We start from the raw sequence: 21,713 nt of genomic DNA on the forward strand, positions 1-21,713 counted from the left end.
TTGTACGGTGTATAGGAATTGTTCTACGGTGTACAGCATGACAACGTCCCCCCAGGCACAGGAACAGGCCCGGACGCACACCCAGGGCCACCCCCAGCGCTGGCTGATCCTCGGCGTCATCTGTCTCGCGCAGCTCACCGTGCTGCTCGACAACACGATCCTGAACGTGGCGATCCCCTCGCTCACCCGCGAGATGGACGCGTCGACCGCCGATGTCCAGTGGATGATGAACGCGTACTCACTGGTGCAGTCCGGCCTGCTGCTCACCGCGGGCAACGCCGCCGACCGCTACGGCCGCAAGCTGATGCTGATGTCCGGCCTCGCCATCTTCGGCGTCGGCTCGCTGGCGGCCGGCCTGTCCCAGAGCCCGGCCCAGCTGATCGCGGCCCGTGCGGGCATGGGCGTCGGCGGTGCGCTGCTGATGACCACGACCCTCGCCGTCGTCGTGCAGATATTCGACGACAAGGAGCGGGTGAAGGCCATCGCGCTGTGGTCGACGGTCAGTTCGCTCGGGTTCGCGGCCGGGCCGCTGATCGGCGGTGCGATGCTGAACCACTTCTGGTGGGGCGCGATCTTCCTGATCAACATCCCGGTCGCCGTGTTCGGCCTGGTCGCGGTCGCCGCGCTCGTACCGGAGTCCAAGCACAAGGCGGGCGACCGGCCCGACCTGGTCGGCGCGGTGCTGTCGACCATCGGCATGACGGCCGTCGTGTACGCGATCATCACCGGGCCCGAGCACGGCTGGACCTCCGGGCAGGTGCTGGTCTCGGCCCTGATCGGCGTGGTCGTACTCGGCCTCTTCGTGACGTGGGAGCTGCGCACCGAGCACCCGATGCTCGACATGCACTTCTTCCGCGACCAGAAGTTCGTGGGCGCCGTCGCGGGCGCGATCCTCGTGGCGTTCGGCATGACGGGATCGCTGTTCCTGCTCACCCAGCACCTGCAGTTCGTCCTCGGTTACGAGCCGCTGGACGCGGGGCTGCGGACGGCGCCGCTGGCGCTGACCGTCGTCGTCCTCAACTTCACGGGGGTCGGGGCGCGGCTGGTGCTCAAGGTGGGGACGCCGGGGGCCATCGCGCTCGGCATGACGCTGGTGTCGGCAGGGCTGGCGGCGATCGCGCTGCTCGGGGGGCACGGGTACGGCGGGATGCTGCTCGGGCTGGTCGTGATGGGTGCGGGGGTGGCGTTGTCCATGCCGGCCATGGCCAACGCGATCATGGGGGCGATTCCGCCGGAGAAGGCGGGTGTGGGTGCGGGGATCAACGGGACGCTCGCGGAGTTCGGGAACGGACTGGGTGTCGCGGTCCTCGGCGCCGTGCTCAACTCCCGGTTCGCGTCGCTCGTCGCCGTCTCCGCGTCGTCGTTGCCGGCGGCGCTCGCGGCGGCGCGGGGTGCCGAGGAGAAGGCGCGGATCGCCGACGCGTTCGCCTCCGGCCTGGAGACCAGTCAGTTGGTGGGTGCGGTGGCCGTGCTGCTGGGCGGGCTGGTGGCGGCGGTGCTGCTGCGCAGGGCGGAGCGGGGGGAGGCGTCGGCTCCGGTCGCGTGAGAGCGCGGGTTGCGAGCTGGTCGCGCGGCCGCGGGTCCTGTGTGGCTGATCGCGCCGTCCGCCGTGCCGCTTCGGGGCGTTGCCCACCTAGCATCTTGAGAAGTGACCGTATGGAGGAAGGTGCGCCATGGCGAAGGCTGCCGAGGAGGCCGCGCGGGGCAGTGTGTGGCTGGAGGACAAGGCGCGCCGACGGGGTCGTAAGGGCGGGCAGCCGTCGGGGCTCGACCGGGAGCGCATCACCGAGGTCACCGTGCGGCTGCTGGACGCGGAGGGGCTCGACAAGTTCTCCATGCGCCGGCTGGCCGGGGAGCTGAACGTGACGGCCATGTCCGTCTACTGGTACGTCGACACCAAGGACGAACTCCTGGAACTCGCCCTGGACGCGGTCTTCGGCGAGCTGAGCCTGCCGGATCCGCAGGCGCGGGACGAGGACTGGCGCGACCAGCTGCGCACGCTGGCCGCGGCCTACCGCACGCAGCTGGTCCGGCACCCCTGGGTGTCACCGCTCGCCGGGCGGTACCTCAACATCGGGCCGAACGCGCTCGCCTTCTCCCGCACGGTCCAGCGCGTCATCCGCCGCACCGGGCTCCCCGCGCACCGGGTGACGGGCGCCATCTCCGCCGTCTTCCAGTTCGTGTACGGCTACGGCACGATCGAGGGCCACTTCTTCGCCCGCGTCGAGGACGCCGGCATGACCCCGGACGACTACTTCCAGCACACCATGGCATCGGTGACCGAGGCGCCCGCGGCCGCCGAGGTCGTCGAGGAGGCCAAGGACATCATGGCGGCCCGCGGCGGCGACACGGTCGAGGAGATGCTGAACCGCGACTTCACCTTCGCCCTGGACCTGCTGATCGCGGGCATCGAGGCGATGGTCGAACGCGGCTGACCTACTCCCCTTCGACCAGCCGCGCCGGGAACCCGCCGGTGGCCACCGGTCCCCACTTCTCCGGCGTGATCCGGATGATGGACTTGCCCTGCTTGAGCATGGCGGCCCGATACTCGTCCCAGTCCGGGTGCTCGCCGGCGATGTTGCGGTAGTACTCGACGAGCGGCTCGACGGAGTCCGGTGTGTCGACGACCTCGGCGGTGCCGTCGATCTGGACCCAGGGGCCGTTCCAGTCGTCGCTCAGGATGACGACGCTGGCGCGGGGGTCGCGCTTGGCGTTGCGGGTCTTGGCGCGCTCGGGGTAGGTGGATACGACGATCCGCCCGGAGTCGTCGACGCCGCAGGTCAGCGGGGACGCCTGGGGGCTGCCGTCGGCGCGGCGGGTCAGCAGGAGGGCGCGGTGGCGAGGGCGTACGAAGTCGAGCAACTCGTCCAGGGAGACGCGCGTGTTGGTCGCGATGTTCGGTGCCATGGCGCCAGCCTAAGGGCTGTCCCGTCATCCCTGGTGGACCCCTCAGGCGCTGCGGGCGTCGCCCTGGCTGACCCTGCCGTGCGTACGCTCAGGCCTGCGGCAGTGACTCCCCCTGAACCGCCTGGACGTCCAGCTCCACCTTCAGCGTCGTACCGATCGTGGCGATGCCCGCCTGTACGACCTGGTTGTAGTTCATGGCGAAGTCCTCGCGCCGCAGCTCCGTGGTCGCCCGGAACGCGGCACGTGTCCCGCCCCAGGGGTCGGAGCCGGTGCCGAGGTAGGCGAGGTCCAGGTCGACGGGTCGTACGACGCCGTGCAGGGTCAGCTCGCCGTGCACGGTCCAGCGGTCCTGGCCCGCGGCGGTCAGGCCGGTCGAGCGGTAGGTGATCTCGGGGTACTTCTCGACGTCCAGGAAGTCCTCGGACCTCAGGTGGTTGTCGCGCATGCCGTTGCCCGTGTCGATGGAGGCGGCGCGGATGACGGCCTCCACCCGGGACTTGGTGACGTCGTCCGGGGCGATCTCGATCGCGGCGGTGAAGTCCGTGAACCGCCCGTGCACGCTGGAGATCCCCAGGTGCTGGGCGACGGCGCCGACCGTGGAGTGCGCCGGGTCGACGGTCCACGGTCCGGGCGGCGGCAGCTCGGTGCCGCCCTGCCGCGCCAGCGTGACCGTGCCGACCTCGGCCCGTCCTCCCCCACTCTCGGCTTCGCTCGAGCGGGAGGTACCCCCACCGGTGACGATCGCGCTGGAGGCGACGGGCGCGTACCCGATGGCCGTGACGATCACGGTGTACGCCCCCGGCGCGAGCTCCGTCGCATCCCGTACGACGCCGTCCGTGTCGGCCTCGGCGCGCAGCACCTGCGTGCCCGTCATGTCGGTCACGGTGACGACCGCGTGCGACACCGCCCATCCGTCACGGGTCTGAATCCTCGCGGTCAGTCCCATCTCAGCAACTCCTCACAGGGAACACGTGGAACAACAAAGGCAAGACATGGAACCGGCCCGCGGCGGGGCGCGCCCGAAGCTCGGGACGCGCCGCCCGCCACGGGCCGGGGTCGGTCTACTCGCCGGGGTGGGCGAGCTCGATGTCGTGGTCGTCGACTCCGGTGCCGTTCACCGTCAGCGCGGTGGCGACGGGCGGGTAACCGGTCGCGATGACCGTGTAGTCACCGCCGTCGAGGTCGGCGAAGGCGTACGCCCCGTCCTCCCCCGTCGTCGCCGTGCCGATCACGTTGCCCGCCGCGTCGACGAGGGTCACGCGTGCGTCGGCCAGCGGTCCGTGCGGTGCCCGTACGACGCCCTGGAGCTGGGCCCCGGCGTCCAGGTCGACCTCGACGCGGGTGACTCCGGTGCCGCCCACCTCGACGGGCAGGGCGCGCGGCCGGAACCCGGCGGCGTTGACGGCGACGGTCACGGCACCCGGCACCAGCTCGGCGAAGCCGAACTCGCCCTGCTCACCGGTGGTCCCGGTGGCCAGCAGGTCACCGCGCACATCGGTCACGATCACCATCGCGTCCTTGACCGGCAGCCCGCTCCCCGCGGCCCGCACGGTGCCGTTCAGCCCGCTGGTGCCGCTGAGCAGGATGTCGTACGCGACCGGCTCGTCACCGTTCACGACGATCGTGGACGCCTGCGGCTGGAAGCCGTCGGCGGAGGCGATCAGGACGTACGATCCCGTGCCCGGCGCGTCCAGGGTGTAGGCGCCGTCGGCCTGGGCGACCGAGCGGCCCAGCTGGCGGCCGGCGAGCGAGATCAGGGTGACGGCGGCCCGCGGGACGGGCGCGCTCTCGGCGCCGCGGACGTGACCGCGGACCGGGATGCCGCCGGGGCCGCCGGAGCCCTGGGACTCCTTCGTGGCCACCGCGACGGCGGCGGCGAGCCGCTGCGTGCCCTCGGGGCCGGTCTCGGCGGCGGTGGGGGCGTCGGTCCGGCCGGTGACCTTCTGGTCGGTCTCGGCCGTGGCCGCGACGGTGACCTCGGCGTCGGCCGGGGCCTCCTCCGCGGCGGTCTGCGCCAGCGCGCCCTTGGTCTTCAGCGGGACCTCCTTGATGAACAGCGTGATGAGGAAGGCGAGCAGCGCCAGACCCGAGGCGATCAGGAAGACGTCCGCGATGCCGTGTCCGTACGCGCTCTCCATCACCGTGCGCAGCGGCGCGGGCAGCTTGTCCATGTCCGGGATCTCGCCCGTGGAGCTCGAGCCGTTCGCCAGGGAGGCGTACTTGGGGCCGAGGTCGGCGATGCCGTCCTGGGCGTAGTCGCTGATCCGGTGGGCCATGACGGCGCCCAGCGCGGAGACGCCGACCGCACCGCCGAGGGAACGGAAGAAGGTGACCGTGGAGCTGGCGGCACCCAGGTCGGACGGGGCCACCTGGTTCTGGGTGGAGAGCACCAGGTTCTGCATCATCATGCCGATGCCGAGACCCAGCAGCGCCATGAAGACGGCCATCTTCCAGTAGTCCGTGTCGTACCGGATGGTGCCCAGCAGGCCCAGGCCGGCCGTCACCAGCACACCGCCGCTGACCAGCCAGGCCTTCCAGCGACCGGTCCGGGTGATCAACTGACCGGAGACCGTGGAGGAGACGAAGAGCCCGCCGATCATCGGGATCGTCATGACACCCGACATGGTCGGGGACTTGTCCCGCGCCAGCTGGAAGTACTGGCTGAAGAAGACGGTGCCGGTGAACATCGCGACGCCCACGAACAGCGAGGCGAGCGACGACAGGGTGATGGTGCGGTTGCGGAACAGCCGCAGCGGGATGATCGGCTCGCTGGCCTTCGACTCGACGAGCACGAACAGCAGACCGAGGACGACCGAGCCGCCGACCATGGCGTACGTCTGCCACGACAGCCAGTCGTACTTGTCACCGGCGAAGGTGACCCAGACCAGCAGCAGCGAGACCGCGGCGGAGATGAGGAACGCGCCGCCCCAGTCCACCTTCACGTCCCGCTTCACGACCGGCAGGTGCAGGGTCTTCTGCAGCACGATCAGCGCGAGGACGGCGAAGGGGACACCGACGTAGAAGCACCAGCGCCAGCCGAGCCAGCTCGTGTCGGTGATGACACCGCCGAGCAGCGGGCCGCCGACGGTGGCGACGGCGAAGGTCGCGCCGAGGTATCCGGAGTAGCGCCCGCGCTCACGCGGGGAGATCATCGCGGCCATCACGATCTGGGCGAGGGCGGAGAGGCCGCCGACGCCTATGCCCTGCACCACTCGGCAGGCGATGAGCATGCCGGGGTTCTGTGAAAGGCCCGCGGCGGCGGATCCCAGCACATAGATGACGAGGGCGATCTGGACGAGGGCCTTCTTGCTGTACAGGTCGGCGAGCTTGCCCCACAGGGGAGTGGCCGCGGTCATGGACAGCAGTGCGGCGGTGACGACCCAGGTGTAGGCGGACTGGCCGCCGCCGAGGTCGCCGATGATCTCGGGGAGGGCGTTGGTGACGATCGTGGACGACAGGATCGCCACGAACATGCCGAGCAGCAGCCCGGAGAGCGCCTCCATGATCTGCCGGTGCGTCATCTGCGCGCCGTCGGAGGCCCCGTGGGAACCTCCCCCGTGCTTGGCGTGAGCCCGCACACCGGCTGGTGTGGTCGTTGCCATGGGCTTCCTTTTCTTACGTGCTTGCGGGTGTACGGGTGGTTGTGTCGAGTACGGCGGGTGTGGTGCCCGTCGGCGGTACGGGCGGGCGGGGTGCCGGTGACCGCGGTGTGGCCGACCGGGGCGCCGAGCGGCAGTCGCCGAAGCTGGCCCGTAGCCGGGACAGGATCCGGATGAGCTGCTCGACCTCGTCGTCGGTCCAGTCGCTCAGGCGGTCGGCCAGCAGCTCGGTGCTCCGCCGGGACAGCTCGTCCAGCTGCGCGCTGCCCGCCGGGGTCAGGCGCAGGATGCGTGAGCGCTTGTCCGCGGGGTCGGGGCAGCGCTGGATCCAGCCCCGTTCCGCGACGTGCGCGACATGGCGGCTGGTGACCGACATGTCCACCGCGAGCAGCTCGGCGAGCTTGCTCATGCGCATGTCTCCGTTCCGCCCGAGCAGCGTCAGTACGGCTGCCGAGCCGGCCGGGCAGTCCGGCGGCATGATCCGCGCGAGGTCCCGCTTCACGGCCCCGACGGCGCTGAGCTGACGCGCGAGCTCCTCGTACTGCGCCTGCTCGGCCATCACACCTCCCGGTTATCGTTGCTTAGGGCAACCATAGAACCGCTTGGTTGCTACAGGCAAATAAAACCGGGGTGCTGTGGAACAAAAACTTGGCAAAGGCAAGTATTGCGAGCGTAAATACGCAGGTGAGTTGCGGTGACAGGCGTTCCTTGCCCCCACTTGGGCCACACCCCTGGATTCGCTAGTGTCTCGGGGCATGGCTAACACCCAGGGCCCCCAGGGCAACCACGACCCCGCCGGCAGCACCCAGATGTTCCGCGCCTTCGTCGACGAGGCCCCCCGGGCCCAGCAGCAGCAGACCTCTTCCGGCCCCCGCGTCGGCCTGATCATCGGTGTGATCGCCGCGGTGGCGATCGTGGCGGCGGTCGCCTGGCTGGCGCTGAAGTAGGGACGAGGCTGCTTCGACCCAGTAGGGACAAGCCTGCTTCGACCCCGCCGTCCTACGGCGTCACGTCCACCGCACGGACACGTCCCGCGTCTCCACGTGCATGCCCAACGGGACGCGCCAGGCCTCGACGCACACCGTCCAGGTCTTCTTCTTACGTGCGCCGGCGGCGATCGGGGCGGGGAGTCGCTCCGTCGACTCGATCGTCGCCCAGTCGACGCCGAGCGCGCCGATGATGTGCGTCCCGAAGGTCACCGTGCCCGACCGGACCGGCGTTCCGCCGGTGTTGTGGAAGGCGACGGTGACCTTCTCGCACCAGCGTCGGTCGGTGGGCTCGCGTTCCGGGGTGCCGGTGGTGAGGGCGGCCGGGGCGGGCGCCGGCGTGCCGCTCGAAGGCGGGCGGGGGGCCGGGTCCGTGGGCGAGGGGGTGGCGGTGCCGCCCGGGGTGGTGTTGGGACTCGGTGCGGGGCGCGGGGTGCCGGGGACGGTTTCCGGGCCCGGCGTCGGGTCTTCCGCGCTTCCTGTTCCGCCTGTGGTGCCCGCGCCTCCTACGGGTCCCGTTCCGCTCGGGCTCCCGGAGCCGTACGCACTTACCGAGCCGTCCGTGCTTCCCGAGCCCGCCGTACTGCCCGAGACCCCCGCCCGTCCCGAGGTGCCTTCTTTCTCCTGGCCACCGCCGTCCGGCCCCTCACTGCCCTCCGCCCCCTTGCCGCCCCCGGACCCGCCGCCCCTGCCCGGCGCGTCTCCTGGTCGGCCCTCCGGCCCGTCCAGCGGTACCAGCTTCACGCCGTCGGTCGGCTCCGGCGCCGTACCCGAGGCCGACGGGCCGCCCCCCGAACCGATCGCCACATAGCCGTCACCGTCACCGGCGCCGTCCGCCCCGCACGCCCCCAGGACTCCGCCCAGGCAGACGACGGCCGCCGACGCGCCGATCAAGGCGCGACGGCGGCCATGTGCCCATGTCCCTGTCGCTCGACGCATCGCGTCAGTGTGGCTGACGCTCCGTCAGGAAGGAAGCCCCGGGAACTCCTGGGGCTCCGGGACTCAGTCGGAGATGAGCCCGTCGCGCAGCTGCTGCAGCGTCCGGGTCAGGAGGCGGGAGACGTGCATCTGGGAGATGCCGACCTCCTCGCCGATCTGCGACTGGGTCATGTTGGCGAAGAAGCGCAGCATGATGATGCGGCGCTCGCGGGGCGGGAGCTTGGCGAGCAGGGGCTTGAGGGACTCGCGGTACTCGACGCCCTCCAGCGCCGTGTCCTCGTAGCCCAGGCGGTCCGCCAGGGAGCCCTCGCCGCCGTCGTCCTCGGGGGTCGGGGAGTCGAGGGAGGAGGCCGTGTACGCGTTGCCGACCGCGAGGCCGTCCACGACGTCCTCCTCCGAGACGCCCAGGACCGCGGCGAGTTCGGTGACGGTCGGGGAGCGGTCCAGCTTCTGGGAGAGCTCGTCGCTGGCCTTGGTGAGGGCCAGGCGCAGCTCCTGGAGCCGGCGCGGCACGCGCACCGACCACGAGGTGTCGCGGAAGAAGCGCTTGATCTCGCCCACGACCGTCGGCATCGCGAACGTCGGGAACTCCACGCCCCGTTCGCAGTCGAAGCGGTCGATCGCCTTGATCAGGCCGATCGTGCCGACCTGGACGATGTCCTCCATGGGCTCGTTGCGCGAGCGGAAGCGGGCCGCCGCGTAGCGCACGAGGGGGAGGTTGAGCTCGATCAGAGTGTCCCGGACGTAGGCGCGCTCGGGGCTGTTCTCGTCGAGTGCGGCGAGCCGCAGGAACAGGGAGCGGGACAGGGTGCGGGTGTTGATGGCTTCCGATGCCGTGAAGGCCGGGGCCGGAGTGGCCTCGATGGCCGTAACGTCGTGGAGCGCGGCGTCGGGCGCGGACTCGCTCTTCGTGAGCGTGAGCACCTTCGAGCTGCCCTGGTCTACGGACATGCCACCCCCTTTGGGTCGCGGGACGGTCGCGGCGAACGCTCCGATCGAGGAACGCCGACCTTCACCTGAATACCGGAGCCGAAGCCTCGGCAAACGCGCTTCCCGCAGAATGTCACATGTCGGCAACACGCTGTAGTGACATGTCGACATCTCAGTTACGAAACGGCCCTGGAAAGAGAGGGTCTGACGGGCTTTCGGCCCACACCTGTCGGGAACATCCCTGGTGAGCGATTCGCTCCTGCGAGTTACGCCTCGATCCTGTTTGCGGATCTCAGCCGCTGGAAGCTACGCGCGAGTAGCCGCGACACGTGCATCTGGGAGACACCGAGTTCCGCGCTGATCTGTGACTGGGTCAGATTGCTGTAGTAGCGGAGCAGGAGGATGCGCTGTTCCCGTTCCGGGAGTTGGACGAGGAGGTGGCGGACCAGGTCGCGGTGCTCCACGCCGTCCAGCGCCGGGTCCTCGTAGCCGAGCCGGTCCAGCAGGCCCGGCAGCCCGTCGCCCTCCTGCGCGGCCTCCAGCGAGGTGGCGTGGTACGACCGTCCGGCCTCGATGCAGGACAGCACCTCCTCCTCGGTGATGCGCAGCCTTTCGGCGATCTCGGCGGTGGTGGGGGTGCGCCCGAAGGAGGTGGTCAGGTCCTCGGTCGCGCTGTTGACCTGCACCCACAACTCGTGCAGCCGGCGCGGTACGTGGACCGTGCGGACGTTGTCGCGGAAGTACCGCTTGATCTCGCCGACGACCGTCGGCATCGCGAACGTCGGGAACTGCACGCCCCGGTCCGGGTCGAAGCGGTCGATGGCGTTGATGAGGCCGATGGTGCCGACCTGGACGACGTCCTCCATGGGCTCGTTGCGGGAGCGGAAGCGGGCGGCCGCGTAGCGCACGAGCGGGAGGTTCGCCTCGATGAGCTCCGCGCGCACGCGGTTGTGCTCCGGCGTGCCCGGCTGGAGCTCCTTGAGCTGGCCGAAGAGCACCTGGGTGAGCGCCCGGGTGTCGGCGCCGCGACGTTTCTCCGGGGCGGGCGCCTCGGCCTGTTCCGGCGCCGGTGTCTGCGCCTGAGGCGGTGTCTGCGCCTGAGGCGGAGCCTGCGCCTGAGGCGGAGCCTGCGCCTGAGGCGGAGTCTGCGCCTGGGGCCGAGCCTGAGCGGGAGTCTCTTCCTGGGGCGGCGCAGTACTGGCCGACACGGTCAACGCCACCTCTTCATCGGTCAACTCATCCGTCAAAAGCGGTCATAGCATCACAAGACATGTGCACTGTGTGCAAGCACCCCATATACCCGTGTTGGGGGGCGATAACGGTGCGTATGGAGCACAAAAGCCCTCCGCCGGTCCGGCGGAGGGCTTTTGCGGTACCCGGGTCGGAATCCGGGCGTACGCGACTCAGAACTCGTAGTCCGCGACCACCCAGGTGGCGAACTCACGCCACAGGGCGACGCCCGCCTGGTGGTCGGGGTGTTCCAGGTAGCGCTTCAGGGCGTCCGCGTCCTCGACCGCCGAGTTGATCGCGAAGTCGTAGGCGATGGGCCGGTCGCTGATGTTCCAGCCCAGCTCCCAGAAACGCAGCTCCTCGATCGTGTCGCCGAGGGCGCGGAAGGCCGCGACGCCGGCCACGACCCGGGGGTCGTCGCGCTCGACGCCCTCGTTGAGCTTGAACAGGACCAGGTGGCGGATCATGGGGCGCTCCCAGCGTGTGCGGTGGACCTGGTTACTTGGCTCCGCCTGCGATCCACGTCATGAACTCGCCGATGGCCTTGGCGGCGTCCGAAATGCCCTCGAACCCTATCTGGACGTAGTCCGCGGCCTTGGCCGGGTCCGTGATGATCACGTACAGGATGAAGACCACGAGCACGTACACGGCGATCTTCTTGGCGTTCACCGCCACCGCGGCCTCCCCTGTGACTGATGTGCCCGTAGGGGGCCCCTTTTGCCGACGACGGTGAGTGTAACTACAGGTCGCATTTAAGGATCAACAGCTCAATGTCCAAGAACGGATCGTCAGGTGCCGTGAACCGTTCGGGGGGTCTCGTCCGATGGAGCAGTGAAGGCCGCTCCGAGGCCTCTGCCGAGTGGGGAGAAGACGATGCTGGGATTGCTGACCTTGGTTCTGATCGGTGTTGCGGTCCTGCTGTGGGTGGGGGCCCTGCGTGACTTCCTTCGCACCCCTGCGGAGCAGGTCCGGTTCGTACCCAAGCTGGTGTGGCTGCTCTTCCTGATCCACGCCCCGGTCTTCGGCGCCCTCGTCTGGTCGTACCTGGGCAAGAAGCCGGCCCGGACAGCCACGAGGGGCCCGATCCATCGGATCGAGCCCCTCGTCAACAGCGGTAGCGGAGGGATTTGAACCCTCGGTGACTTGCGCCACACTCGCTTTCGAGGCGAGCTCCTTCGGCCGCTCGGACACGCTACCGAGGGAGACCTTACAGCACGGTGGGGCCTGCTTTGAAATCGGTATTCAGGGGGAGCGGAGGGCCGTGGTCAGCGGGAGCGGAAGAACTCGGTGAGGAGGCGGGCGCAGTCGTCCGCGAGGACTCCCTCGATCACCTCGGGCCGGTGGTTGAGCCGCCGGTCGCGTACGACGTCCCAGAGGGAGCCGGCCGCGCCGGTCTTGTCGTCACGGGCGCCGTAGACGACGCGGTCCACGCGGGACTGGACGAGGGCGCCCGCGCACATCGTGCAGGGCTCCAGCGTCACGACCAGCGTGCAGCCGGACAGCCGCCACTCCCCCAGCCGCGAGGCCGCCCGCCGGATCGCGAGGACCTCGGCGTGCGCGGTCGGGTCGCCGACGGCCTCCCGCTCGTTGTGCCCGGTCGCGAGCACGGTCGTGCCGTCCGCGGCGAGCACGACCGCGCCGACCGGGACGTCACCGCCCCGGACGGCCTGCCCGGCCTCGTCGAGGGCGAGCCGCATCGCGGCCCGCCACCGGTCGCGTACCGGGTCGGGCGTCCCTCCCGCGGTCGGTGCGGTCAGCGGACGGTCTCCAGGGTCTCCGAGGCGCCCAGGGCGTCGGCGATCTCCGTGACCGCGTCCGTGGACAGGGACCGCAGCTCCTTCTCGGTGACCCCGAGGTCGTCGAGGATGCCGGCGTCACCGACGGGGCCGTGCGGCACGGCCCCGTCGGCGGAGCCGCCGTCCTCGGAGTCGTCGTCCTCGTCCTCACCGTCCTCGGTGCCGTCGAGGTCGAGGGAGTCCAGGTCGGCGTCGTCGTCGCCGCCGGGCTCCCTGCCGAGCAGTTCGTCGGTGAGCAGGATCTCCCCGTAGCTGCTGCGGGCAGCGGCGGCGGCATCGGAGACGTAGATGCGGGGGTCCTCCTCGCCGTCGATGCGGACGACGCCGAACCAGGCGTCCTCCTGCTCGATCAGCACGAGCACCGTGTCCTCGTCGGGGGTCGCTTCTCTGGCCAGGTCGGCCAGATCCGACAGGGTCTCCACATCGTCGAGCTCTGTGTCGCTCGCTTCCCACCCGTCTTCGGTGCGCGCGAGCAGTGCGGCGAAGTACACCGTGACTCTCCCACTGGTCATAGGCGTGCCGGTTGGGGGTCCCCCCGGCGGAGGTTACGGGCGGAGAGAGCTGAGCTCCGAGCCCCACCCACTCGGAATCGTGGCAGAAACAAGGCGTTCAGGGGACGTCTTCTGCTCCCTGTGTCCGGTGGTTTTGATCGCACGTCCCTGAGCACGTCCGTCGGCGACTACCAGCACACTCGTTGCGGCCACCTGCGGATCGTACGCGGCTTTCCCAGGCGTCCGCGCACACCCACCCCCGCAACGCCCCGGTCGGCGTGGATCTTCCCGGTGTACGCACCTACCAGCGGAACGTCCGCATTCGCATCGCGTGTCGCAGCCGGGCGACCTTCGCGCGGCGGGGCTGGACGCGGTCGCGCAGTTCGCGGGCCTCGGCGAGATCGCGCAGGAACTGGGCGCGCCGTCGGCGGCGCTCGGCGTCCGTCTCCGGCCCCCGCGGCGGGCCTTGTTCGGATGTGCGGTCAGGCAGGTCGGGCATCGGCTCATCACCCCAGTCCGTCTCCACCACTTTCCCCCGGTCGGCGGGTTTGATGCCAACGGTTGGATGAAGGGGCGCTCAGCCGGGGGGAGAGCCTTGCGGAACGTGGGGGCGTCCGGCCCATGGGGCCCGGTTACTGTTGTGGTCATGCGTCTCCACGTCGTCGACCACCCCCTGGTCGCCCACAAGCTCACCACGCTGCGCGACCAGCGCACGGACTCCGCGACCTTCCGTCGCCTCGCCGACGAGCTGGTCACCCTGCTCGCCTACGAGGCCACGCGCGACGTGCGGACCGAGCAGGTCGACATCGTCACGCCGGTCGCCGGGACCACCGGCGTCAAGCTCTCCCACCCGCGCCCGCTGGTCGTGCCGATCCTGCGGGCCGGACTCGGGATGCTGGACGGCATGATGCGGCTGCTGCCGACGGCCGAGGTGGGCTTCCTCGGCATGATCCGCAACGAGGAGACACTGGAGGCGTCGACGTACGCCACGCGCATGCCGGAGGACCTCTCCGGGCGTCAGGTGTACGTCCTGGACCCGATGCTCGCCACCGGCGGCACCCTCGTCGCGGCGATCCGGGAGCTGATCGAGCGCGGTGCCGACGACGTGACCGCGGTGGTGCTGCTGGCCGCCCCGGAGGGCGTCGAGCTGATGGAGCGCGAGCTCGCGGGCACGCCGGTCACGGTCGTCACGGCCGCCGTCGACGACCACCTCAACGAGCACGGCTACATCGTCCCCGGCCTGGGAGACGCGGGGGACCGGCTGTACGGCGCGGCTGAGTAAGCCGCGCACCGCCCGCCTCAGCAGCTCTTCTTGGCCCCGCTCGGCGTCGGCTTCGGCGCCGACAGTGCGGCCAGGGCCTGGTCGGCGTCGGCCTGCTTGGCCAGCGTCTTGAAGCCGGTGCCGATGATGAGGTCGACGGCGTCGCCCTTGCGGGCGGCGTCGGTGCGGCGCTCGGCGCCGGTGAGCTGGGTGGCGAGGACGGGCAGCGAGGTGTTCAGGGAGGAGGCGGGGCCGAGCAGCAGGCCGGTCCCGTCGACCTTCTTGTCGTACTGCTTGCTGGCGTTGCCCACTTCGCCGATGTGGAAGCCGCGCTTCTTCAGCTCGTCGGCGGTCTTCTTGGCGAGCCCGCTGCGGGGCGTGGCGTTGAAGACGTTGACGGTGATCCGGCCCGGCCCCGGAACGGCCGTGGCCGCGGGTGTCGCGCTCGCCGAGGGAGTCGCCCTGGTGGCGCAGTCCGCCTTGGTGCCGGCCGCAGAGGCCGTTCCCCCGCCCCCGGTGAAGACGTCGATGAGCTGCAGGGTTCCCCAGCCCGCGACTCCGAGCGCGGTGGCGCAGGCGACCGTCAGTACGACGAGCCTGGAGCGCCGCCGGTGGGGGCGCATTCGGGGGTACTTGTTCCCCGTGATCCGGTATTTGCCGCCCATGCCCCGGGGAGTCAGCATGCTCATGAGCGCAGCGTAGTGCGCCTGGGCGGCCATGCCTACTAGATGATCATTCGACTGCCGCAGGAGAACCCGAAAGGGCCAACCCGCAACCGGCGGACGTCAGTCCAGCCGTCGACGTCAGTCCAGCTCGAGCACGCGCGCGTGCAGCACCTGGCGCTGCTGGAGCGCGGCTCGCACCGCGCGGTGCAGGCCGTCCTCCAGGTAGAGGTCGCCCTGCCACTTCACGACATGCGCGAAGAGGTCGCCGTAGAACGTCGAGTCCTCGGCGAGGAGCGTTTCCAGGTCGAGCTGCTGCTTGGTCGTCACCAGCTGATCGAGGCGGACCGGGCGCGGCGCGACGTCCGCCCACTGCCGGGTGCTTTCCCGGCCGTGGTCGGGGTACGGCCGGCCGTTTCCGATGCGCTTGAAGATCACACGGAAAGCCTACCGGCCCAGACCTTCCGGGCGCAGCCATGGCGACGGAGTGTGAGGGCGGAAAGGTGCCGCGAAAGGGGGCGAACCGGAAAGGGCGCGCCGGGTCTGTGATCCGGGTGCACCCAGCGTGCGTTCCCTTCCCCGGGAGCTTCAGCTGATTCCTCCCCACAAACAGGTGTGTTCCTCGTCACGCGGGCGTGGCGGAGGCGGTCGGCCCGCCTCCGCCGTGGTTCAGCGGCCCCGTTCCTCCGGTGGCCGCTGCTGTTGCGGCCGGGCTTCCTTCGGTCGCGGCTTCGGGGCGCTGCGGGCGGCCTCCGCGCGCAGCAGGGCGCGCAGGACGGCGTACGGGTCTGAGGGCATGGCTGTGTTCCTTGGTCCTTGTCGCAGGTGCTGGGAGTTGTGCCGACCGACTGGGGGAGGCGGGCACGTCAGCAGCGCAGGACCACGGAGCGCAGGGGGTGCGGGGTGAGGGGGGCGTACGGCGGGCCGGGCGGTGCCGGGGGCGGCGGGACCGGTGGGACGCCGGGCGGCAGGGCTTGGAGGGGCGCGGGGCGCAGGGGTGCGGCGGGGCGGTGGGTGGCGGTGCGGGCCGGGGGGCGTAGCGGCGTGTCGAGGACGTCGTACTCGACGCTCTCGCCGACGGCGGCCTCTACGGGCGCCGTGTGCGCCTCGGCGTGCGCGCCCAGTACCAGCACGGCGAGCAGCAGCGCGAGCACCCGCAGCCAGGCGCGGCTGCGCGGAAGGCTTCGCGTGGCGCTCACAGGGGTCATGTCCCCGCCGGCCCCGGGTGGTTCATCCCACGGGCCGCGAGATCCGCTCGCACGGCGTACGGGGCGTGAGGGGAGCGTGGGGCGTATGTGGGGCCGTCACACCGTGTGCGGGAGCTGACGGGCCCGCCTCCGGATGGTGAGCGCGACGACGATCTCGACGACTCCGACCGCGACCAGCCAGATGCCGCCGACGAGGGTGAGCACGGCGACCGACTCGAAGGGGGAGTCGATCAGCACGATGCCGCCCACCACGGTGAGGGCCCCGAGGAAGATCTGCCAGCCGCGAGCGGGCATGGACGGGTCGGAGGCGGCGGCGAGGGTGTGGGTGATCCCGCGGATCAGCCAGCCGATGCCGATCCACAGGGCGAGCAGCAGGATCGACTGCATGGGGCCGCGGAAGCAGAACAGGCCCAGCAGGATCGACAGGGCGCCGCTGATGAAGGCCAGGACGCGCAGCGAGGTGGTCTTGTGCGTACCGAAGGCGGAGACGAGCTGGAGGGCGCCGCTGATCACGAGGTACAGGCCGAAGAGGATGCCGGCCGCGAACAGGGAGGCGCCCGGCCAGACCAGCACCAGCACGCCCATGACCAGAGAGGCGACGCCGGTGCCCAGGACGACCTGCCATGCGGCCCGGGACAGGGCGTGCAGCGGACCCTCGAAGGGCGGCTCCGGCTCGCGAGCGGTCGCGGGGTGCCGGGCGTGCACCCTCCGGTCGTCGTACTCCGGGCCCCTGGGGGAACCGGTCGGTGGCTCGGTCATGACCCATCCTGAAACCGACCCCGACCACCCCGCCATCCGAAACGGTCCGCCCGACTGACGGACCCTCCACGCGGCTGCTGTTGCCGGTGCGGGCAGCCGGCCGTCGGCTGCCCGCGCGGCTCCGCCGGTGTTACAAGCCCCCCGCACACAACTACTTGGCGGGCTTCGCCGCCTTCGCCGCGGCCTTCATCTCCTGCTTGTGGGCGCGGACCTTCGAGAGGGACTCGGGGCCCGTGATGTCGGCGACGGAGCGGAAGGAGTTCGGTTCGCCGTAGGCGCCGGCGGCCTCGCGCCAGCCCGGCGGGGCCACGCCGAGCTGTTTGCCGAGCAGGGCCAGGAAGATCTGTGCCTTCTGCTTGCCGAAGCCGGGGAGGGCCTCGAGGCGTTTCAGCAGTTCGCGCCCGTCGTCGACGCCCTGCCAGACGGCCTCGGCGTCACCGTCGTAGTGCTCGACGAGGTACTGGCACAGCTGCTGGACGCGCTTGGCCATGGAGCCGGGGTAGCGGTGCACGGCCGGCTTCTCGGAGAGCAGGGCGGCGAAGGCCTCGGGGCTCCGGGCGGCGATCTCGTGCGCGTCGAGGTCGGAGGAGCCGAGGCGGTCGGCGATCGTGCGGGGCCCCTTGAACGCCCACTCCATCGGCACCTGCTGGTCGAGCAGCATGCCGACCAGCGCGGCGAGCGGGGAGCGTCCGAGGAGTTCGTCGGCCTCGGGGTCCTGGGCGAGGTGCAGGGTGACGTCCATGCGTCGATGATCCCGCGTACGGGATCAGGTCGCGCGCCAGTACCCCAGCGCGTGTGTGCGCTGCTTGGGAACGCCGAGATCCTTTCGGACGTACGCCGACAGGGCACGGGTCGTCGCCGTGTCGCATGCGATCCAGACGTACGGCTCCGGGGTGGCCCTGAGCAGGTCCGGGAGGTCGGCCCGTACGCGTGAGACGAGGTGGGCCCCGGCCTCGCGGCGGGGCACCGGGCGCAGGTCGTGGCGGGCGGGGTCGGTGCGCAGGGGCAGGCCGTCGGGGGTGCCCTCGAACCAGACGGTCGCCGGGGCCTCGAACTCGGCGAGGAGGGAGTTGAGGGCGGGCAGCGAGGCCGGGTCGCCGATCGCGAAGACGTGCGAGGGCTCGGGGACGGGCCGGTCGAAGCCCGTTCCCTGGACCGTCGCCTCGATGGTGTCCCCGGGCCCGGCCGCCCGGGCCCAGTCGCTGGCGCACCCCTCGTGGAGCGCGAACTCCAGGGCGAAGGTGCCGGTGGCCGGGTCGGGGTCCACCAGCGTGTACGCGCGCTGGTGGGGCTTGCCCGCGTTGTCGAACCAGAGCCGTACCCACATGGTGGGGTGGACGCCGGTCGCGGCGAGCATGCCGCCGTCGGTGAGACGCAGGCGCCGGTAGTGCGGTGTGACGTCCTCCGCGTCCGTCACGGTGAACTCGAAGTCCTTGGCGCGCATCAGCCTGAGGACCGCGCCCTCCCATCCCCGCCCCTGCGCCATCGCGCCTCCACCCCTCGCGTACGATTCCGCCACCGACAAAAACTTAGGGAAGGCTAACCTAAAGCCTGGAGGGGGCACAGGGTGACCACCGAGATCCGCAGAGACGCCTGGGGCGTCCCGCACCTGCGCGCGGACAGCCCCCTCGCGCTGGCCCGCGCCCAGGGCCGCGTCACCGCCCGCGACCGCGCCTGGCAGCTGGAGGTCGAGCGGCACCGCGCCCAGGGCACCTCGGCGTCCTTCCTCGGCGCCGAGGCCGTGCCCTGGGACGTGTTCGCCCGCCGCGCCCGCCTCGACGACACCGCCCGCCGCTGCTGGTCAGCGCTGGAGGGGTCGGACCCGGAGACGGCGGAGTGGGTGCGCTCGTACGTCGACGGCGTCAATGAAGGTCTGCGGGTCACCCGGGAGTTCGATCGCCTCGGCCTCGCCCCCGGCCGCTGGGAACCCTGGACCCCGCTCGGCGTCTGGCTGGCCACCCACATCCTCTTCGCCGGGTTCCCCGCCAAGCTGTGGCGGGAGGAGGCCGTACGCCACCTGGGCCCCGAGGCGGTCGGGCTGTTCGCCACCGACGGCCCCGGCACCTCCGGCAGCAACGGCTGGCTGGTGAGCGGGGAACGCACGCTCACCGGACGGGCCGTCATCGCGGGCGACCCGCACCGCTTCATCGAGGACCCCGGCGTCTACCAGCAGATCCACCTCGCCTGCCCCGAGTTCGACGTCATCGGCCTCGCCGTCCCCGGCGTCCCGGGCATCGCCCACTTCGGGCACACCGGCACGGTCGCCTGGGCCATCACCAACGCCATGGCCGACTACCAGGACCTCTACCGGGAGCGGCTGCGACGCACCGGCGCCGGCGTCGAGGCCCTCGCCCCGGACGGGGTGTGGCGGCGCGCCGCCCGGCACACGGAGCTGGTCCAGGTGGCGGGCGAGGGGACCGTCGAGGTCGAGGTGATCGAGACCGGTCGGGGACCGGTGATCGCCGGTGGCCCGGAAGGACTCGACGACGGCACCCCGGTCGCCCTGAGCCTGCGCTACCCGCCCCGTGTCACCGCCGACCTCGGCTTCGGCGCCCTGCTCCCGCTGCTGCGGGCCCGCCGGGTCGCCGACGTCGACCGCGCCTTCGACGCCTGGGCCGAGCCGGTCAACGTCGTCCAGGCCGCCGACACCGAGGGCGGCCTGCTGCACCGGGTCGCCGGCCGGGTGCCGGTGCGCGCCGAGGCCAACGGCACCGGCCTGGTGCCCGCGTGGGAGCCCGGGCACGAGTGGACCGGCTGGCACGAGATGCCCCGCGCCGGTCTGACCGACGGCATCGCGGTCATGGCCAACCAGCGCGGCCCGGCCGCCCCGCTGGGCGTCGAGTTCGCCCCGCCGCACCGCGCCGACCGCATCCGCGCCCTCCTCGACGAGCGCCGCCAGTGGTCGGCGGCGGACATGCCCGCGATCCACACCGACACCCACCTCGGCTCCGCCGGGCCCCTCCTCGACCACCTCGCCGCCCTCCACGACCTGTCCGACGAGGCCGCCGCCCTGCGCGACCGCCTCCTGCGCTGGGACCGCCGCATGGACGCGGACAGCCGGGACGCGGCCGCCTACGCGGCGGTGCGCGGCGCGGTCGTACGTCGCCTCGCCGCCCACCCGGCCTTCGCCGCGCTGACCACCCCGCCGGCCTACCCGGAGGTCCTCCTCCCCTGGCTGGCCCTCGTCCCGCGCATCGGCTTCGCCCTGGAGCACCTCCTGCGGGCGGAGGACTTGTACGGCGTCGACCGTCCCGCCACCGTCCGCGCGGCCGTCGAGGAGGTCGCCGGGCTGCCGCCCGCCCGCTGGGGCGACACCCACCGCCTCGCCCCCTGGCGCGCGCTGCCCGACCCCTCGTACGAGGGCCCGGTGCTCTCCGGCGACCACGACTGTGTGCTGTGCACCTCGGCCGTGCCGGGCTGGACCGACCTCGCCGCGCGCGGTCCGGCCGCCCGCTACGTGTGGGACCTGGCCCGGCGCGAGGACAGCCGCTGGGTGGTGCCGTTCGGGGCGTCCGGCGACCCCGGCGACCCGCACCACCACGACCAGCTCCCGCTGTGGCTGAAGGGGGAGCTCATCCCTGTGTGCACGGACTGGGACCGTCTGACGAAGGAGACCGAGGAGACCGATGTCTGACCAGCGCACCCCCGTCCACGAGCAGGTCCTCGACGGCTTCGGCACCGTCCGCGTCCTGCCTCTCGACCCGAAGGCCGACGCGGAGGTGATCCATCGCTGGGCCGCCGGGGAACGGGCCGCCTTCTGGGGCATGAACGGCCTGACGAGGGACCAGGTCGCCGAGATCTACGCCCACATGGACACCCTCGACACCCACCACGCCTACCTGGTCGTGAAGGACGGCGAGCCCGCCGCGCTCCTCCAGACGTACGAACCGGAGGCCGACCGGGTCAGCGAGTGCTACCCCGTCGAGCCCGGCGACATCGGCGTCCACCTGCTGCTCGCCCCCGCCGGACCCGACGGCGCGCGTGCGGGCTGGACCGCGGCGCTGGTGTCGGCCATCGCCTCGTACGTCCTGCTGGGACTGGACCGGCGCCGGGTGGTGGTGGACCCGGACGTGGCCAACGAGAAGGCGGTGTCCCGCTTCCTGCGGCAGGGCTTCGAGGCGGGACCGGTCGTGACGCTGCCGGAGATCGACCTGCCGGACGTGTACCTGCCGGAGAAGCGCGCCCAACTGGCTTTCCTCAGGCGGGAGGTAGCCTTCCCCGGGTGACTCCCGAGGAACTCGTCGCCCATTACGGACTGGAGCCGATCCCGCGCGAGGGCGGCCTGTTCCGCCAGACCTGGGCGGGACCCGAGCGGCCCGACGGCCGCCCGGAGGGCACCGCCATCGTCGCGCTGCTGACCGCGGACGACTTCTCCGCCCTGCACCGCCTGCCCACCGACGAGGTCTGGCACTTCTACCTCGGCGACCCGCTGGAACTGCTGCTCCTGGCCCCCGACGGCACCTCCCGCACCGCCGTCCTCGGCCCGGACGTCCTCGCAGGCCAGCACCTCCAGTTCACGGTGCCCGCGGGCACCTGGATGGGCGGCCGGGTGACGGCCGGCGGCGCGTGGACGTTCTTCGGCTGCACGATGGCGCCGGGGTTCACGTTCGCGGGGTACGAGCACGGGGACGCGGCCGACCTGACGGCGCGTTATCCGGCGCTGACGTCCCGGATCCTGGAACTGTGCCGACCATGACCACGGGGGCCACGGGGAGTAGGGGGACCACGGGGAGCACGGGGAATACGGGCCTGCTCGCGGGCCTGACCGCGCTCGTCACCCGTGCGGGCGGCGGCATCGGCCCGGGTGTGGTCGATGGCGGGGTGTCGGCGCGGCCGACCTGGTGAGACGTGTCACCTCGGGCCCGTAGTGAGCGCGGGCGGGCTTTCATCCGTACGTATCCCCGAGCGGCGAGTCCGAAGACGGAGTAGTGACGTGGACGAAGGG

Annotated in this window: 28 protein-coding genes and 1 tRNA gene; 9 read left to right on the forward strand and 20 right to left on the reverse strand. The window is 71.5% G+C overall.

The genetic code is table 11. The features are described 5' to 3' along the window. Positions 1–37: 37 nt before the first annotated feature. Together ACGFNV_RS33520 and ACGFNV_RS33525 are read left to right on the forward strand one after the other, a co-directional pair. Positions 38–1,546, forward strand: a complete 1,509-nt coding sequence (locus tag ACGFNV_RS33520) for an MFS transporter (protein WP_393627680.1) — start codon at positions 38–40, stop codon at positions 1,544–1,546. 127 nt (positions 1,547–1,673) lie between these two features. After that, positions 1,674–2,435: a TetR/AcrR family transcriptional regulator gene (locus ACGFNV_RS33525; RefSeq protein ID WP_393627681.1), complete on the forward strand. Its 762-nt coding sequence runs from the start codon at positions 1,674–1,676 to the stop codon at positions 2,433–2,435. A 1-nt stretch (position 2,436) separates the two neighbouring features. Here ACGFNV_RS33525 and ACGFNV_RS33530 read toward each other — a convergent pair whose 3' ends face one another. The 4 genes from ACGFNV_RS33530 to ACGFNV_RS33545 all read right to left on the reverse strand — a co-directional run bounded on the left by ACGFNV_RS33530 (position 2,437) and on the right by ACGFNV_RS33545 (position 7,065). Next, a complete protein-coding gene (locus ACGFNV_RS33530; protein WP_393627683.1) occupies positions 2,437–2,907 on the reverse strand; it encodes a PPOX class F420-dependent oxidoreductase in 471 nt (156 codons plus the stop codon). Positions 2,908–2,995: 88 nt separating this feature from the next. Then, positions 2,996–3,853, reverse strand: coding sequence for a YceI family protein (locus ACGFNV_RS33535; protein ID WP_393627685.1), 858 nt, complete (start codon positions 3,851–3,853; stop codon positions 2,996–2,998). 115 nt (positions 3,854–3,968) lie between these two features. After that, complete coding sequence (locus tag ACGFNV_RS33540; protein ID WP_393627687.1) at positions 3,969–6,509, reverse strand: MFS transporter; 2,541 nt, start codon at positions 6,507–6,509, stop codon at positions 3,969–3,971. 13 nt (positions 6,510–6,522) lie between these two features. After that, entirely contained in the window at positions 6,523–7,065 is a 543-nt protein-coding gene (locus ACGFNV_RS33545) for a MarR family winged helix-turn-helix transcriptional regulator (protein ID WP_393627688.1), read from the reverse strand. Positions 7,066–7,261: 196 nt separating this feature from the next. Here ACGFNV_RS33545 and ACGFNV_RS33550 point away from each other — a divergent pair, with 196 nt between their 5' ends. Further along, entirely contained in the window at positions 7,262–7,453 is a 192-nt protein-coding gene (locus ACGFNV_RS33550) for a hypothetical protein (RefSeq protein ID WP_393627690.1), read from the forward strand. A 60-nt stretch (positions 7,454–7,513) separates the two neighbouring features. Here the strand turns inward: ACGFNV_RS33550 and ACGFNV_RS33555 are convergent, their stop codons facing one another. The 5 genes from ACGFNV_RS33555 to ACGFNV_RS33575 all read right to left on the reverse strand — a co-directional run bounded on the left by ACGFNV_RS33555 (position 7,514) and on the right by ACGFNV_RS33575 (position 11,266). Next, positions 7,514–8,431: a hypothetical protein gene (locus ACGFNV_RS33555; RefSeq protein WP_393627692.1), complete on the reverse strand. Its 918-nt coding sequence runs from the start codon at positions 8,429–8,431 to the stop codon at positions 7,514–7,516. A gap of 63 nt (positions 8,432–8,494) precedes the next feature. Beyond that, positions 8,495–9,382 (reverse strand): RNA polymerase sigma factor SigF, encoded by an 888-nt coding sequence (locus ACGFNV_RS33560; RefSeq protein ID WP_393627694.1) that lies wholly within the window; start codon positions 9,380–9,382, stop codon positions 8,495–8,497. Positions 9,383–9,627: 245 nt separating this feature from the next. Next, complete coding sequence (locus ACGFNV_RS33565) at positions 9,628–10,575, reverse strand: RNA polymerase sigma factor SigF (protein ID WP_393627787.1); 948 nt, start codon at positions 10,573–10,575, stop codon at positions 9,628–9,630. A 189-nt stretch (positions 10,576–10,764) separates the two neighbouring features. Continuing rightward, positions 10,765–11,058: a Dabb family protein gene (locus tag ACGFNV_RS33570; RefSeq protein ID WP_393627695.1), complete on the reverse strand. Its 294-nt coding sequence runs from the start codon at positions 11,056–11,058 to the stop codon at positions 10,765–10,767. A 31-nt stretch (positions 11,059–11,089) separates the two neighbouring features. Beyond that, a complete protein-coding gene (locus tag ACGFNV_RS33575; RefSeq protein WP_166662320.1) occupies positions 11,090–11,266 on the reverse strand; it encodes a hypothetical protein in 177 nt (58 codons plus the stop codon). A gap of 198 nt (positions 11,267–11,464) precedes the next feature. Here ACGFNV_RS33575 and ACGFNV_RS33580 point away from each other — a divergent pair, with 198 nt between their 5' ends. Next, positions 11,465–11,722 (forward strand): hypothetical protein, encoded by a 258-nt coding sequence (locus ACGFNV_RS33580; protein WP_393627696.1) that lies wholly within the window; start codon positions 11,465–11,467, stop codon positions 11,720–11,722. Here ACGFNV_RS33580 and ACGFNV_RS33585 read toward each other — a convergent pair. From ACGFNV_RS33585 to ACGFNV_RS33600, 4 genes are all read right to left on the reverse strand, one after another. After that, positions 11,704–11,788 (reverse strand) — tRNA-Ser (locus tag ACGFNV_RS33585). The two genes, ACGFNV_RS33580 and ACGFNV_RS33585, sit on opposite strands and share 19 nt — an antisense overlap. A 68-nt stretch (positions 11,789–11,856) precedes the next feature. Next, entirely contained in the window at positions 11,857–12,288 is a 432-nt protein-coding gene (gene tadA, locus ACGFNV_RS33590; protein ID WP_393627698.1) for a tRNA adenosine(34) deaminase TadA, read from the reverse strand. A gap of 56 nt (positions 12,289–12,344) precedes the next feature. After that, positions 12,345–12,878, reverse strand: a complete 534-nt coding sequence (locus tag ACGFNV_RS33595) for a hypothetical protein (protein WP_393627788.1) — start codon at positions 12,876–12,878, stop codon at positions 12,345–12,347. Between the two features lie 301 nt (positions 12,879–13,179). Then, positions 13,180–13,377, reverse strand: a complete 198-nt coding sequence (locus ACGFNV_RS33600; protein ID WP_133927912.1) for a hypothetical protein — start codon at positions 13,375–13,377, stop codon at positions 13,180–13,182. Positions 13,378–13,524: 147 nt separating this feature from the next. Between ACGFNV_RS33600 and upp the strand changes: the two genes are divergently transcribed. Then, positions 13,525–14,160 carry a uracil phosphoribosyltransferase gene (upp, locus tag ACGFNV_RS33605; protein ID WP_393627700.1) on the forward strand — a complete coding sequence of 212 codons (636 nt, stop codon included), beginning with the start codon at positions 13,525–13,527 and terminating at the stop codon, positions 14,158–14,160. Positions 14,161–14,177: 17 nt separating this feature from the next. Here the strand turns inward: upp and ACGFNV_RS33610 are convergent, their stop codons facing one another. The 7 genes from ACGFNV_RS33610 to ACGFNV_RS33640 all read right to left on the reverse strand — a co-directional run bounded on the left by ACGFNV_RS33610 (position 14,178) and on the right by ACGFNV_RS33640 (position 18,254). Further along, positions 14,178–14,804, reverse strand: coding sequence for a LytR C-terminal domain-containing protein (locus ACGFNV_RS33610; RefSeq protein ID WP_393627789.1), 627 nt, complete (start codon positions 14,802–14,804; stop codon positions 14,178–14,180). A 138-nt stretch (positions 14,805–14,942) separates the two neighbouring features. Next, the gene (locus tag ACGFNV_RS33615) at positions 14,943–15,239 is read right to left on the reverse strand and encodes a type II toxin-antitoxin system VapB family antitoxin (RefSeq protein WP_004943146.1); all 297 of its coding nucleotides are present in this window, start codon (positions 15,237–15,239) and stop codon (positions 14,943–14,945) included. Between the two features lie 231 nt (positions 15,240–15,470). Beyond that, a complete protein-coding gene (locus tag ACGFNV_RS33620) occupies positions 15,471–15,599 on the reverse strand; it encodes a hypothetical protein (protein ID WP_393627701.1) in 129 nt (42 codons plus the stop codon). A 68-nt stretch (positions 15,600–15,667) separates the two neighbouring features. Continuing rightward, positions 15,668–16,000, reverse strand: a complete 333-nt coding sequence (locus ACGFNV_RS33625) for a hypothetical protein (RefSeq protein WP_393627702.1) — start codon at positions 15,998–16,000, stop codon at positions 15,668–15,670. 105 nt (positions 16,001–16,105) lie between these two features. Further along, positions 16,106–16,768, reverse strand: a complete 663-nt coding sequence (locus ACGFNV_RS33630) for an HdeD family acid-resistance protein (RefSeq protein ID WP_393627703.1) — start codon at positions 16,766–16,768, stop codon at positions 16,106–16,108. Between the two features lie 151 nt (positions 16,769–16,919). Then, positions 16,920–17,510 (reverse strand): HhH-GPD-type base excision DNA repair protein, encoded by a 591-nt coding sequence (locus ACGFNV_RS33635; RefSeq protein ID WP_393627704.1) that lies wholly within the window; start codon positions 17,508–17,510, stop codon positions 16,920–16,922. Between the two features lie 24 nt (positions 17,511–17,534). Beyond that, positions 17,535–18,254, reverse strand: coding sequence for a siderophore-interacting protein (locus ACGFNV_RS33640; protein WP_393627706.1), 720 nt, complete (start codon positions 18,252–18,254; stop codon positions 17,535–17,537). Between the two features lie 81 nt (positions 18,255–18,335). On the opposite strand from ACGFNV_RS33640, the gene ACGFNV_RS33645 reads away from it, so the two are divergent. From ACGFNV_RS33645 to ACGFNV_RS33660, 4 genes are read left to right on the forward strand one after another with little or no spacing between them, the layout of a single operon-like run. Next, a complete protein-coding gene (locus tag ACGFNV_RS33645; RefSeq protein ID WP_393627708.1) occupies positions 18,336–20,402 on the forward strand; it encodes a penicillin acylase family protein in 2,067 nt (688 codons plus the stop codon). Beyond that, positions 20,395–20,994, forward strand: coding sequence for a GNAT family N-acetyltransferase (locus ACGFNV_RS33650; protein WP_393627710.1), 600 nt, complete (start codon positions 20,395–20,397; stop codon positions 20,992–20,994). Before ACGFNV_RS33645 ends, ACGFNV_RS33650 begins: the two co-directional genes overlap by 8 nt. Beyond that, positions 20,991–21,464, forward strand: a complete 474-nt coding sequence (locus ACGFNV_RS33655) for a cupin domain-containing protein (protein ID WP_393627711.1) — start codon at positions 20,991–20,993, stop codon at positions 21,462–21,464. The genes ACGFNV_RS33650 and ACGFNV_RS33655 overlap by 4 nt, the downstream gene beginning before the upstream one ends. Then, the gene (locus ACGFNV_RS33660) at positions 21,461–21,613 is read left to right on the forward strand and encodes a hypothetical protein (RefSeq protein WP_393627713.1); all 153 of its coding nucleotides are present in this window, start codon (positions 21,461–21,463) and stop codon (positions 21,611–21,613) included. Before ACGFNV_RS33655 ends, ACGFNV_RS33660 begins: the two co-directional genes overlap by 4 nt. Positions 21,614–21,713 lie beyond the last annotated feature (100 nt).

It is taken from the genome of Streptomyces sp. NPDC048751, from assembly GCF_043198595.1.
GTDB lineage: Bacteria > Actinomycetota > Actinomycetes > Streptomycetales > Streptomycetaceae > Streptomyces.

Coding starts and splice junctions, on each gene's coding strand:
- ACGFNV_RS33520 (WP_393627680.1), top strand. CDS start 38: ATGACAACGTCCCCCCAGGCACAGGAACAGGCCCGGACGCACACCCAG.
- ACGFNV_RS33570 (WP_393627695.1), bottom strand. CDS start 11,058: ATGATCCGCCACCTGGTCCTGTTCAAGCTCAACGAGGGCGTCGAGCGC.
- ACGFNV_RS33550 (WP_393627690.1), top strand. CDS start 7,262: ATGGCTAACACCCAGGGCCCCCAGGGCAACCACGACCCCGCCGGCAGC.
- ACGFNV_RS33620 (WP_393627701.1), bottom strand. CDS start 15,599: ATGCCCTCAGACCCGTACGCCGTCCTGCGCGCCCTGCTGCGCGCGGAG.
- ACGFNV_RS33660 (WP_393627713.1), top strand. CDS start 21,461: ATGACCACGGGGGCCACGGGGAGTAGGGGGACCACGGGGAGCACGGGG.
- ACGFNV_RS33535 (WP_393627685.1), bottom strand. CDS start 3,853: ATGGGACTGACCGCGAGGATTCAGACCCGTGACGGATGGGCGGTGTCG.
- ACGFNV_RS33630 (WP_393627703.1), bottom strand. CDS start 16,768: ATGACCGAGCCACCGACCGGTTCCCCCAGGGGCCCGGAGTACGACGAC.
- ACGFNV_RS33640 (WP_393627706.1), bottom strand. CDS start 18,254: ATGGCGCAGGGGCGGGGATGGGAGGGCGCGGTCCTCAGGCTGATGCGC.
- ACGFNV_RS33540 (WP_393627687.1), bottom strand. CDS start 6,509: ATGGCAACGACCACACCAGCCGGTGTGCGGGCTCACGCCAAGCACGGG.
- ACGFNV_RS33580 (WP_393627696.1), top strand. CDS start 11,465: ATGCTGGGATTGCTGACCTTGGTTCTGATCGGTGTTGCGGTCCTGCTG.
- ACGFNV_RS33600 (WP_133927912.1), bottom strand. CDS start 13,377: ATGCCCGACCTGCCTGACCGCACATCCGAACAAGGCCCGCCGCGGGGG.
- upp (WP_393627700.1), top strand. CDS start 13,525: ATGCGTCTCCACGTCGTCGACCACCCCCTGGTCGCCCACAAGCTCACC.
- ACGFNV_RS33650 (WP_393627710.1), top strand. CDS start 20,395: ATGTCTGACCAGCGCACCCCCGTCCACGAGCAGGTCCTCGACGGCTTC.
- ACGFNV_RS33610 (WP_393627789.1), bottom strand. CDS start 14,804: ATGGGCGGCAAATACCGGATCACGGGGAACAAGTACCCCCGAATGCGC.
- ACGFNV_RS33530 (WP_393627683.1), bottom strand. CDS start 2,907: ATGGCACCGAACATCGCGACCAACACGCGCGTCTCCCTGGACGAGTTG.
- tadA (WP_393627698.1), bottom strand. CDS start 12,288: ATGCGGCTCGCCCTCGACGAGGCCGGGCAGGCCGTCCGGGGCGGTGAC.
- ACGFNV_RS33560 (WP_393627694.1), bottom strand. CDS start 9,382: ATGTCCGTAGACCAGGGCAGCTCGAAGGTGCTCACGCTCACGAAGAGC.
- ACGFNV_RS33555 (WP_393627692.1), bottom strand. CDS start 8,431: ATGCGTCGAGCGACAGGGACATGGGCACATGGCCGCCGTCGCGCCTTG.
- ACGFNV_RS33635 (WP_393627704.1), bottom strand. CDS start 17,510: ATGGACGTCACCCTGCACCTCGCCCAGGACCCCGAGGCCGACGAACTC.
- ACGFNV_RS33545 (WP_393627688.1), bottom strand. CDS start 7,065: ATGGCCGAGCAGGCGCAGTACGAGGAGCTCGCGCGTCAGCTCAGCGCC.
- ACGFNV_RS33525 (WP_393627681.1), top strand. CDS start 1,674: ATGGCGAAGGCTGCCGAGGAGGCCGCGCGGGGCAGTGTGTGGCTGGAG.